Here is an 11,529-nt window from a genome sequence, read left to right on the forward strand (position 1 = left end):
ACCATCGCGAGGGCGAAGACCAGCGCGAGCCCGAGGTCCTTCACCTTGAGGAGCAGGAAGAACGTGGTGGGCGGCGGCCGAGGATGCGACCGGGATCCGCTTCCGGCCCTGACGCGACCGCGATCCGGCGCGCGCGGGCGGCTCAGCCCCGCGGCGTCCCGAGCACGTCGTCGAGCGCGTCGCGGAACGCGGCCGTCTCCTCCGGGGTCCCGACGGACACGCGCAGCCAGCCCTCCGGCCCCGTCTCGCGGATCAGGACGCCCCGGTCGAGCAGCCCCTGCCACACGGCGTGCCGGTCGGGGAAGCGGCCGAAGAGCACGAAGTTCGCGTCCGACGGCGCGACCTCGAATCCGCGACCGCGGAGCCAGTCGACGAGGCCGTCGCGCTCCTCGCGCAGCGACGCGACCTGCGCGAGCAGCACCCCGCTGTGCCGGAGGGCGGCGGTCGCGCTCACCTGGGTGATGCGCGACAGGTGGTACGGCAGGCGCACGATGCGGAGCGCGTCGACCACGGCGGGCGACGCCGCGAGGTAGCCGAGCCGGCCGCCCGCGAACGCGAACGCCTTGCTCATGGTCCGCGAGACGATCAGCCGCGGGTGGTCGGGGAGCAGCGAGATCGCCGTCGGCACCCCCTCGCGGCGGAACTCGGCGTAGGCCTCGTCGATCACCACGACCCCGGGCGCGACGGAGAGCACGTGCTCGATCTCGGCGGTGGTGAGCGCGGTGCCGGTGGGGTTGTTCGGCGAGGTGAGGAACACGACGCTCGGCTGGTGCTGCTCCACGAGCGCCGTGACGTCCGCGAGGTCGAGCGTGAAGTCCTCCTGGCGACGGCCGGAGACCCACGTGGTGAGCGTGTTGCGCGCGTACTCGGGGTACATCGCGTAGTGCGGGGCGAAGGAGAGCGCGACGCGGTCGGTGCCGCCGAAGGCCTGGAGCACCTGCTGCAGCACCTCGTTGGACCCGTTCGCCGCCCAGACGTTCTCCGGGCCGAGGGCGAGGCCGCTGTCGGCCGCGAGGTAGTCGGCGAGCTCGGTGCGGAGCTCCAGGAACTCGCGGTCCGGGTAGCGGTTCAGCCCGCGCGCGGCCTCCAGCACGGCCTCACTCACCGCGACGGCGACCTCCTCGGGCAGCGGGTACGGGTTCTCGTTGACGTTGAGGAGCACCGGCACGTCGAGCTGCGGGGCGCCGTACGGCTCCTCGCCCCGGATCCCGTCGCGGAGGGGCAGGTCGGCGAGGGTGGTCTCGGTCCAGTCGGGGCTCATGGGTCTCCTCGGGCGTCGGCGGGAGTCGTCGGGGGTCCATCCTCCCATCGACCGGGACGGCGGGCGCCCGGCGGCGGACGGCTAGGGTCATCGGATGCGCTCCCCCCTCGCCCGGCTCACCCGCACGAGGCTCCCGGGGGACGTGCACCGCACCGGGTCCGCCCCGCCCCGGTGGCTGATGCTCTCCCGCCGCTACGCCTCGCGATCCGTGCCCGTCGACCACGACCTGGAGCGCCGGACCGTCCTCGGCTTCCGGATCGCGATCACGGTGTTCCGCACGGCCGGCGCGAACACCGGTCGCACCCGGTCGTCCGCCCCGGCGGGGATCGGCGCGGCCGGGCCCGCCGCAGGCCGGCCCTCCTTCGTGCTGGTGCACGGCATCGGCGTCTCGTCGCGCTACTTCCACCCCGTGGCCGCCCTGCTCGCGGAGCACGGCACCGTGCTCGCGGTCGACCTGCCCGGCTACGGCGAGTCGCCGCGCGTCCGCCGCGACGTGACGCTCGCCGACCACGCCGCCGTCGTTGCCGAGGTCATCCGGACGCACGGGCTCGTGGATCCGGTCGTCGTCGGCCACTCGATGGGCGCGCAGATCGTCGCGCGGCTCGCCGTCGACCACCCCGGGGTCGCCGACCGCCTCGTGCTCATCGCGCCCACGCTGCCGCCGCGCACGCGCGGACTGCTGCGGGCGGCCGTCGCGCTCTCGGTCGACATGCTGCGCGAGCCGCTGCTCGCCAACGTCATCGTGCTGGGCGACTACCTGCTGCGCTGCGGCATCCCGTACTACGTGCGCCAGCTGCCGCACCTCATCGGCGACGCCATCGAGGAGCGCGCGCCGCGGATCCGCGCCCGCACGCTCGTGATCGTGGGGGACCGGGACGCCGTCGTGGACCGTGCGTTCGCGCGCGACCTCGCCGACCGGATCCCGCGCGGCACGTACCGGGTGGCACGCGGCCCGCACGTCGTGATGCAGACGGACCCGGTGGGCGTGGCGCGCGCGATCGTCGAGCACGCGCGGGTCGGCTGACGGCGCTCCGCACCCCGCGCCCGCACCCCGCGCCGGCGCCGCGCGGGCAGGATGGAGCGGTGAGCGCCGCCGGACCCGACCCCATCCCGCCGCTGACGGCCGTGCGCAAGGCGCTCGACTGGGCGCTCGACTACGCCTACGTCCTCCGCTGGCAGGCCGCCGCCACGCTCTCCCGCGACGACGCCCGCTCCTTCGAGGACGGCCGCGACGACCGGCCGACGGTCCTCGTGCTCCCGGGCGTGTACGAGCGCTGGCAGTTCATGCTGCCGATCATCCGGCGGCTGCACGCGCGCGGCCACGGCGTGCACGTGGTGGGCGCGCTCGGCGCGAACGTGGGCCGCGTCGCGGAGATGTCGCGCCGGGCGCGCGCATACCTGGAGGCCGAGGACCTGCGCGACGTCGTGATCGTCGCTCACAGCAAGGGCGGCCTCATCGGCAAGCACCTCATGGCGTTCGGCGACCCCGACCGCCGGATCCGCGCCATGGTCGCGATCAATGCGCCGTTCGGCGGGTCCTCGTACGCGCGCCTGTTCCCCGTGCGCAGCATCCGCGACTTCTCGCCGCGGGACGCCGCGCTCGTGGAGCTCGGCCGGTCGCGCGAGGTGAACGCGCGGATCACGAGCGTCTTCGCGCGCTTCGACCCGCACATCCCCGGCGGCAGCTCGCTCGACGGGGCGACGGACGAGCGCGTCCGGGCGTCGGGCCACTTCCGGATCATGGGCGACGAGGACGTGCTGCGCCGCGTGGAGGCCGCGATCGACCGCGCCGGGACCCGGGCGGCACCGCCCGCCTGACCGCCTGACCCGTCTCCGGACGGGGCGCATACTGAGCGCATGCCCGATCCCGCCGCCCCCGCCCGCTCGGACGGCGGCGCGGACGGCTCCGCAGGCGGCCATCCGGACGGCACCGCGGACGGCCGGGGCCGCACCGTGCTCGCGGTCGCGATCCTCGCCTCCTTCGTCGCGTTCCTCGACGGCACGGTCGTCAACGTCGCGCTCCCCGCCATCGGGGAAGACCTCGGGGGCGGGCTCGTCGTGCAGCAGTGGGTCGTGGACGCCTACCTCATCACCCTCGGCGCCCTGATCCTCCTGGCCGGCTCCCTCTCCGACGCGTTCGGGCGCGTTCGCGTGCTCCGCTGGGGTCTCGTCGGCTTCGGCGTCACGTCGCTCGTGTGCGCGATCGCGCCGACGGCCGTGATCCTCATCGCCGCGCGCGCCGCCCAGGGCGCCGCCGGTGCGCTCCTCGTGCCGAGCTCGCTGGCCCTCATCGCCCAGGCGTTCCGCGGGCCTGCGCAGGCGAGGGCCATCGGCTCGTGGACGGCCTGGACCGGAACCGCGATGCTCGTGGGCCCCGTGCTCGGCGGGGTGCTGGTGGACGCGCTCGACTGGCGGCTCGTCTTCGGGATCAACGTGCTGCCCATCGCCGTGACCCTCGTGCTCCTGGCGCGCCTCCCGCACGACGCGCCGGTAGCCGACGGCACACGCGTCGACGTGCCGGGCGCGGTGCTCGGCGCCGTCGGGATCGGCGGCCCGGTCTTCGCGCTCATCGAGCAGTCGCGTCTCGGCCCCGCGCATCCGCTCGTGGTCGGCAGCCTCGTCGTGGGCGTCGCGTGCCTCGTGCTCTTCGTGCTCCGCGAGCGGCGCACCCCGCACCCGATGCTCCCGCTGTCGCTCTTCCGCGAGCGGGACTTCCTCGTCGGCAACATCGCGACGGTCGGCATCTACGGCGCGCTGTCGCTCGGCGGGTTCGTGATCGCGGTCTTCCTGCAGCAGACCGGCGGGCTGTCCGCCACCGCGGCGGGCTTCGCGCTCGTGCCGACGACCGTGATCATGCTGCTTCTGTCGACGCGGTTCGGTGCGCTGGCGGGGCGGATCGGGCCGCGGCTCCTCATGGGGATCGGCCCGATCGTCGCGGGCGGCGGCTACCTGCTGATGCTGCGCGTCGCCGAACCCGTGGACTACCGGGGGCAGCTGCTGCCGGGGATCCTCGTGTTCGGCCTGGGCCTCTCGATGACGGTCGCGCCGCTGACGGCGACCGTCCTCGAGGCCGTGCCGGCGACCCAGGCGGGCATCGCGTCCGCGGTCAACAACGCCGTGTCGCGGGTCGCGGGACTCGTGGCCATCGCCGCGATCGGACTGGTCGCCGGACCGGACCTCGATGTCGCCGCCTTCCACCGGGTCGTGCTCGTCACCGCGGCGCTGCTCGTCGCGGGCGGGCTGGTGTCCCTGGTCGGGATCCGCTCGCGCCACGGCTCCCGCCAGACGGCCGGCGGCGGCACGACCACCGCCGACGGCTAGACGGCCAGCAGCACCTTGCCGACGTGCTGCGACGACGCGACGTGGGCGTGCGCGGCGGCCGCCTCCGCGAGCGGGAAGACGCGGTCGACGACCGGTCGCACGGATCCGTCGGCCACGGCCGGCCACACGTCGGCGCGGATCGCGGCGACGATCCGGGCCTTGTCGTCGGCGTCGCGGGCGCGGAGCGTCGTGCCCCAGATCCGACCGCGCCGGGCCATGAGCTGGCCGAGCGCGATGCTCGTGGGCGCGCCGCTCTGCGCGCCGATGACCATGATCCGGCCGTCGCGCGCGAGCGCGCGGATGTCCCGGTCGATGTAGTCGCCGCCGATCGCGTCGAGGACCACGTCGGCCCCGTGCCCGTCGGTCGCATCCAGCAGCGCGGCCACGAAGTCCTGCTCCCGGTAGTCGATGAGGATGTCCGCGCCGAGCGCCCGGCATGCCGCGAGCTTGGCCGGGCTGCCGGCCGTCACCGCCACGCGGGCTCCCAGCCGGGCGGCCAGCTGGATCGCCATGGTGCCGATGCCGCTCGACCCGCCGTGCACGAGCAGCGTCTCGCCCGGCGCGAGGCCCGCGTCGAGGACGACGTTCGACCACACGGTCGCGACGACCTCGGGCAGCCCCGCCGCCTCGACGAGGTCGAGACCGTCCGGCACCGGCAGGACGTGCCGCTCGTCGACCGCGACGAGCTCGGCGTAGCCGCCGCCCGAGAGCAGGGCGCACACGCGGTCGCCGACGCTCCAGCGGGTGGCGCCGTCGCCGACCGCCTCGACGATGCCGGACACCTCGAGTCCGAGGTGCGTCGGCGCCCCGGCCGGCGGCGGGTACGCGCCCTCGCGCTGGCTGAGGTCCGCCCGGTTGACGCCGGCGGCGACCACGCGGACCAGGACCTCGCCGGGCCCGGCCACCGGATCCGGCAGCTCGGTGAGGGAGAGGACGTCGGGGGAGCCGGGGGCGGGGAAGGTGATCGCGCGCATCCCGCCACGGTACGCCCGCCGCCGGTCGCGCCCGGCCGATCCCAGAAGTACATGAACTCGCAACTGAATTCGGGAATAGGACCCAGATCCATGCGCTTGCATACCTTCGAGGCCGTCGGCCCGCACCCATGACCCCGTACGAGAGGCACGCACATGAGCGACACCACCACCGTCCCCGGATACATCGCCGGCACCTGGACCATCGACAAGACGCACTCGTCGGTCGGCTTCAGCATCCGCCACATCATGATCAGCAAGGTCAAGGGCACGTTCAAGGACTTCGACGCCGAGATCGTCACGGGCGCCACGCCCGAGCAGAGCTCCGTGAAGGCCCACGCGACCATCGCCTCGATCGACACGAACGAGCCGAACCGCGACCAGCACCTCCGCACCAACGACTTCTTCGACGCCGAGAACAACCCCACCATCGACTTCGTCTCCACCGCCGTGCGCGTGGAGAAGGACGGCGACGCGAAGGTCGACGGCGAGCTCACCGTCCGCGGCGTCACCAAGCCCGTCACGTTCGACGTCGAGTTCGGCGGCTTCGGCGGCGACCCCTACGGCAACACCAAGTTCGGCGCGACGGCCACCACGGTCATCAACCGCGAGGACTTCGGCCTGACCTACAACGCGGCCCTCGAGACCGGCGGCGTGCTGCTCGGCGACAAGGTCACCATCACGCTCGACATCCAGGCGGTCCTCGCGACCCCCGCGGCCTAGCGCGCACCGGCCGGGCATCCGTCCGGCCGCCCCGCCTCCGGGCGGACCCGACGCCCCCGTTCCCCTCAGAGGGACCGGGGGCGTCGTCGTGCCCGCACCCGCCTCAGGGGACGAGGCCGAGCGCGCGGAGCGTCTCGACCGGCCGCTCGACGTGCGCGAAGTGCCCGGCGTCGCGGATCACCCGGGACCGGAGCGCCGGCACGGCGCGCGCCAGCAGGTCGAGGTCGTCCCGGGACACGAACACGTCGTCGTCGCCGCGCACCGCGACCACCGGGCAGGCGATGCGCGCCCACCGCCCGTCGGCGTCGTAGCCGCGCGTGACCTCCGCGGCGAGCGAGAACGCGCGGGGCCGCGCCTCGGTCGCGATGGCGTCGACGATCGAGCGGCGCACGTGCCAGCCGTGCGCGAAGAGCGGCAGCGCGATCGCCCGCATGAGGCGGATGCGGCCGACGCCGCGGATGAGCGCGGTGCCGGGACGGCCGAGCCGGCGCATGGTGCGCATCACGCCGAGCATCATCGTGAAGCCGGGGATCACGCGGAAGGCGCGCACGGGATGCGCGACGGACGCGATGACCGAGTACGTGGTGGGCGAGACGAGGGCGACGGAGACCGCGCGATCGGGGTCGCGGGCCGCGAGGTGCAGCGCGATGAAGCCGCCCATCGAGTGGCCGACGAGCCGCCAGCGCGCGTAGCCGAGCCCGTCGACCACGGCGCGGACGGCATCCGCGATGGCGTCCACGGTCGCCTCCTCGTCGGCCGCGTCGAGCTCGGAGCCGCCCCAGCCGGGCAGGTCGATCGCGATCACGTCGGCGAAGGGGACGCCGGCGTCGCGGGCCGTGCGGATCAGCGGCGTCCAGGTGGTCCACGACCCGGCGGCGCCGTGCAGCAGCACCGTCGCGGTGTCCGAGCCGCGCACCGGGACGTGGTGGTGCCGCACGACGCCGAGCGCGGTTGGCGTGGTGCCGCGCACGAGACCGGAGGCTCCCGGATCCGGGTCGAGCTCGAGCGGGCTGTAGCCGGGCAGGGGCCGCGTCACTCGGCCCCGCCGATGATCTCCGAGCGGATGCGACGGATGTCCTCCAGCAGCGAGCCGATGAGGATCCAGTGCTCCTCGCTCGGCTGCAGCACCACGAGCGGCGCCGTGAGCGCGGGCTCCTCGTGCGGCGCGTCCGCGTCTCCATGGCCGTCGCCCGGCAGCGCGTGCTCGGCGAGGAGCCGCACGTCGTGGGCGGCGCGCGTCAGCTCGGTCGCGATCCCGCGGACCACGGGCTCCTCGGCCAGCGACGGGTCGTAGCGGTCGTGCACCGCGCGCGTCATGCCGACCACGCGGTTGACCAGCACGGTGAGCGTCGCGAGCAGCTCGCGGTCGGCCTCGAGCAACGCGCGGTGCCGGCGGCGGAGCGGGTTGAGCGTCAGGCTCTCGAGCCCCTTGTCCACCTCGGCGACGGCCTTCGTGTGCCGCGGCCGGAGCTCGCGGGCACGCGTGAGCATGCGGTCGAGCTCCGCGCGGTCGACCGGCTCGGACAGCGCGCCGGCCAGCCGGTCGAGGGCGGCGGCGCAGTCTCCGGCGAGGCCGACCACCGCGCGGCGGCTCGCCTCGTGCAGCACGGGCGGGGCGATCGCGATGTTGACGACCACGCCGATGGCCGCGCCGATGATCGTCTCCACGATGCGGTCGACCGCGTACACGGGCGAGAGCTGGCCGATGGCGAGCACGAGCATGGCGCTGATGGGGATCTGCGTGCTCGACCCGGGCGTCAGCCGGAACACCCAGCCCACCAGCACGGCGACGACGACCGCGGTGAGCACCACCCAGCTCGACGTGCCGAGCGCGAGGCCGAGGCCGAGCGCGAGCAGCACGCCCGTGATCACGCCGAGGCTGCGCTCGACCGCCTTGCCGAAGGTCTGGTTGATGCTCGGCTGCACCACGAGCAGCGCGGCGATGGTCGCGAAGATGGGCAGCTGCGCGGGCAGCAGGGCGATGCAGACGAACCAGGCGATGATCGCGGCGACCGAGGTCTTGACCACCTGGACGAACGGGATCCGGGTGGTGGTGCGGACGGTCGTGGTGATGCGCACGTGCGGCCTCCGGCAGGACTCGGGTGCTCCCATCATCCCGCGCGCGGTCGGCGTCAGGCGACCTGGGCCGCGTCGTCCATCCCGTCGCCGCCGTGGCCTGCCGCGCCGCCCTGCCGCCTGGCGTCCTGCCAGCGCGCCCACATCTCCTTGAGGTCCCACGCGTCCTCCGCCTGGATGGAGACGCCGCGCTCGCCCGTGCGCCTGGTGCGCCCCCGGATGACGAGCAGCCGCGTGCCGAAGAGCATGGGCCCCGCCTTCTGCTGCGCCTCGTCGAAGAAGGTGGAGTCGGAGCAGCCCGTGCCGTCGTCGAGGCTGATGAAGACCACGCGCTTGCCGCTGCGCATGGGCGGGGTCTGGGTGGCGATGCGGATGCCCGCGACCACCACCTCGGAGCCGCTGCGCACCTCGAGCAGCCGGCTCGCCGGGATCACCCCGAGCTCGTCGAGCATCGGCCGGTAGCTCTCCAGCACGTGCTCGGTGACCTCCATCTGCAGGATGTCGAGCTCGGCGGCGACCCGAGCCCTGCCGTCGGGGTCGGGCGAGCCGCGTGGGATGAGGTCGCGGTCGTCGACGAAGAGCGGCAGCTGCCCGGCCGGATCCGCGGGCCGGGCCGCCCGCGCCGTGAGCCGCCGCGCGTACGCCATCACGTCGCCGCGCGACGCGGGACCGCGGGCGGCGGCGTCCTCGTCGGACGTGGCGAGCGAGTCGAGCGCGCCCACCGCGGCCAGCCGCTCCAGCAGCGCGCGCGACGGCTGCGCCTTCGCGTAGAAGTCGGAGATGGAGTCGTACGGCTGCCCCCGTTCGATGCGCTCCAGCTCCGCCTCGCTCATGCCGTGCACGTCCTGCAGCGACAGCCGGATGCCCAGCTCGCCCGTGCGCGTGCGCCCGGTCGTCTGCTCGCCCTCGACGCGCTCCACCCGGTAGACGCCGCGCGACCGGTTCACGTCGAGCGGCAGCACGGGCACGCCCATGCGCCGCGCCTCGGTGAGGAGCAGGCGCTTGGGGTACATGCCGGGGTCGTGCGTGAGGATCCCCGCGAGGAACTCCGCCGGGTAGTGCGTCTTCAGCCACGCGCTCTGCCAGGTGGGCAGCGCGAACGCCGCGCCGTGCGCCTTGCAGAACCCGAACGAGCCGAATCCCTTGAGCGCCTTCCAGATGCGCTCGACGTCGGCGTCCGAGAAGGGCCGCCGGCCCGTGCGCCCGTCGACGTGCAGGGCGGTGCGCTCCCGGAACGCCGCCTCGACCACCGTGTCCTGGCGCTCCATGTTGCGGCGCAGCTCGTCGGCCTCCGCGAGGGAGACCTGCATGCAGTCGGCGAAGATCCGGATGACCTGCTCGTGGTAGATGACGACGCCGAACGTGGGCGCGAGGAACGGCGCGAACCGGGGGTGCAGGTAGTCGGGCCGGGTGATCCCGTGCTTGGTGTCGAGGAACGGCGCGACCATGTTGCCCTTCATGGGGCCGGGTCGGAACAGCGAGATGTCGGCGATGAGGTCCTCGTAGACGTCCGGCTGCATCTTGCCGATGAGCTCGCGCTGCCCGGGCGACTCGATCTGGAACATGCCGAGCGTGTGCGTGGTGCGGATGGCGGCGAAGGTCTCCTCGTCGTCGTGCGGGATCTCGTCGAGCTCGATCCGCCCGTCGCGGTGCACGTAGCGCGCGTCGACCGGGATGCCGCCCGCGATGGCCGAGCGCGCGCCGTGGACGCGGTGGATCTCGTCCAGCGCGTACGCCATCGTGCTCTGCATCCGGACGCCGAGGATGTCGAGCTTCAGGAGCCCCATGTCGTCGATGTCGTCCTTGTCGAACTGGCTCATCGGCAGGCCCATGCCGCTCGGCTGCACGGGGCTCGTGCTGAGCAGGTCGGAGTCGCCGAGGATCACGCCGCACGGGTGCATGGAGATGTGCCGGGGGAGCCGGTCGAGCCGCTCGGTGAGGTCGACCAGCAGGTCGATGCTCGGGTCGTCGCGCACGAGGTCGGCGATGGGCTTGAGCTCGGGCTTCGTCTCGAGCACCGCGCGGAACTCGCGCGCGTTGAAGCGCCAGATGTTCTTGGCGATGAAGTCGATCTGCTGCTCGTCGAGGTCGAGCGCGAGCCCCGCGTCGCGCGCGGCGCCGCGCGCCCGGTACGTGTTCTGCATCGACAGCAGCGTGACCCGGTTGCTCCCGTACTTCTCGAACACGCGGTGGTACACCTCGTGCCGGCGGGCGGACTCCACGTCGATGTCGATGTCCGGCAGCGTGGAGCGCACCTTGCCGAGGAAGCGCTCGAAGAGCAGGTCGTGCTCGAGCGGGTCGACGTTGGAGATGCGCAGCAGGTAGTTGACGAGGCTGCCCGCGCCGGATCCGCGCGCCTGGTTGCGCACGCCCATGTCGCGCATGAGCGCGCACACGTCGGCCACCGTGAGGAAGTAGGTGGCGAAGCCGAACCCCGTGATGGTCTGCAGCTCGGTGCGCATGCGGGCGAGCACGCGCTGGCGCATGGCCTCGTCGACGTGGCCGAACCGCTCGGTGACGCCGGCCTCGGCCTTCCGCCAGAGGGCCTCGTCCGGGTCGCCCGTGACGCCGATGACCTCCTTCTCCGGCAGCTTCGGCTTCCGCCAGGCGAGGTCGGCGTCCGGATCCAGCCGGCACCGGTCCGCGAGCTCCTCGGTGGCGCGCAGCAGCGCCTCGCCCGCCCGGCGGTCGAGGGACGACGCACCCGCGACCTCCCGCGCGATCGCCTGCATCTCGGCCGGCGTCTTCAACCACGCCTGGCCGTTGGGCTGCGGGCGGAACGACCCGAGCGGCCGGAGCGTGCCCGCGGCGTCGAGCACGTCGCCCGTGAGCGCGTCGTCCGGCTCCAGGTAGCGCACGGCGTTGGTGAGCACGGCCGGGATGCGGTGGGCGTCCGCCAGCTCGAGCATGCGGGCGGCGTGGCGGAGGCTCGCGGACTCGCCCGGCTCGGTGAAGTGGCAGACCACCTCCACGACGATCGCGCCGGGCAGGAGCCGGGCCCACTCGGCCAGGTGTCGGGACGCGAGCGCGTGGTCGCCCGCGGCGACCGCGCGGCCCACGTCCGAGTCGGGCCCGAGCATGACCGTGCCGACCGGCCCGTCCTCGCCGAGGAGGAACGCGGGCGGCCGGGTGCGCGCGACGCCGGCCTGGGCGCTCCGGGCGGTGCTCCTGGCCGTG

9 protein-coding genes are annotated in these 11,529 nt (G+C 74.0%); 4 read left to right on the forward strand and 5 right to left on the reverse strand.

Annotated elements, in window-relative coordinates; all coding sequences use genetic code 11:
* Positions 1-142 precede the first annotated feature (142 nt).
* A complete protein-coding gene (locus DZG00_RS06960; RefSeq protein WP_119383095.1) occupies positions 143-1,261 on the reverse strand; it encodes a histidinol-phosphate transaminase in 1,119 nt (372 codons plus the stop codon).
* Between the two features lie 94 nt (positions 1,262-1,355).
* On the opposite strand from DZG00_RS06960, the gene DZG00_RS06965 reads away from it, so the two are divergent.
* From DZG00_RS06965 to DZG00_RS06975, 3 genes are read left to right on the forward strand one after another with little or no spacing between them, the layout of a single operon-like run.
* Entirely contained in the window at positions 1,356-2,285 is a 930-nt protein-coding gene (locus DZG00_RS06965) for an alpha/beta fold hydrolase (protein ID WP_119383094.1), read from the forward strand.
* A 59-nt stretch (positions 2,286-2,344) separates the two neighbouring features.
* Positions 2,345-3,079, forward strand: a complete 735-nt coding sequence (locus DZG00_RS06970) for an esterase/lipase family protein (protein ID WP_119381843.1) — start codon at positions 2,345-2,347, stop codon at positions 3,077-3,079.
* Positions 3,080-3,118: 39 nt separating this feature from the next.
* Complete coding sequence (locus DZG00_RS06975) at positions 3,119-4,582, forward strand: MFS transporter (protein WP_119381842.1); 1,464 nt, start codon at positions 3,119-3,121, stop codon at positions 4,580-4,582.
* Here DZG00_RS06975 and DZG00_RS06980 read toward each other — a convergent pair.
* Positions 4,579-5,556, reverse strand: a complete 978-nt coding sequence (locus tag DZG00_RS06980; protein WP_119381841.1) for an NAD(P)H-quinone oxidoreductase — start codon at positions 5,554-5,556, stop codon at positions 4,579-4,581. The two genes, DZG00_RS06975 and DZG00_RS06980, sit on opposite strands and share 4 nt — an antisense overlap.
* Positions 5,557-5,709: 153 nt before the next feature.
* Here DZG00_RS06980 and DZG00_RS06985 point away from each other — a divergent pair, with 153 nt between their 5' ends.
* Positions 5,710-6,276: a YceI family protein gene (locus DZG00_RS06985; RefSeq protein WP_012038201.1), complete on the forward strand. Its 567-nt coding sequence runs from the start codon at positions 5,710-5,712 to the stop codon at positions 6,274-6,276.
* 103 nt (positions 6,277-6,379) lie between these two features.
* Here the strand turns inward: DZG00_RS06985 and DZG00_RS06990 are convergent, their stop codons facing one another.
* From DZG00_RS06990 to dnaE, 3 genes are all read right to left on the reverse strand, one after another.
* Positions 6,380-7,312 carry an alpha/beta hydrolase gene (locus DZG00_RS06990; protein ID WP_119381840.1) on the reverse strand — a complete coding sequence of 311 codons (933 nt, stop codon included), beginning with the start codon at positions 7,310-7,312 and terminating at the stop codon, positions 6,380-6,382.
* Positions 7,309-8,355: an FUSC family protein gene (locus tag DZG00_RS06995; RefSeq protein ID WP_119381839.1), complete on the reverse strand. Its 1,047-nt coding sequence runs from the start codon at positions 8,353-8,355 to the stop codon at positions 7,309-7,311. Before DZG00_RS06995 ends, DZG00_RS06990 begins: the two co-directional genes overlap by 4 nt.
* A 53-nt stretch (positions 8,356-8,408) precedes the next feature.
* The coding region (dnaE, locus tag DZG00_RS07000; RefSeq protein WP_147359946.1) for a DNA polymerase III subunit alpha at positions 8,409-11,529 on the reverse strand (3,121 nt) is incomplete at its 5' end.

The sequence above is a fragment of the Clavibacter lycopersici genome (assembly GCF_003576405.1).
GTDB classification, from domain to species: domain Bacteria; phylum Actinomycetota; class Actinomycetes; order Actinomycetales; family Microbacteriaceae; genus Clavibacter; species Clavibacter lycopersici.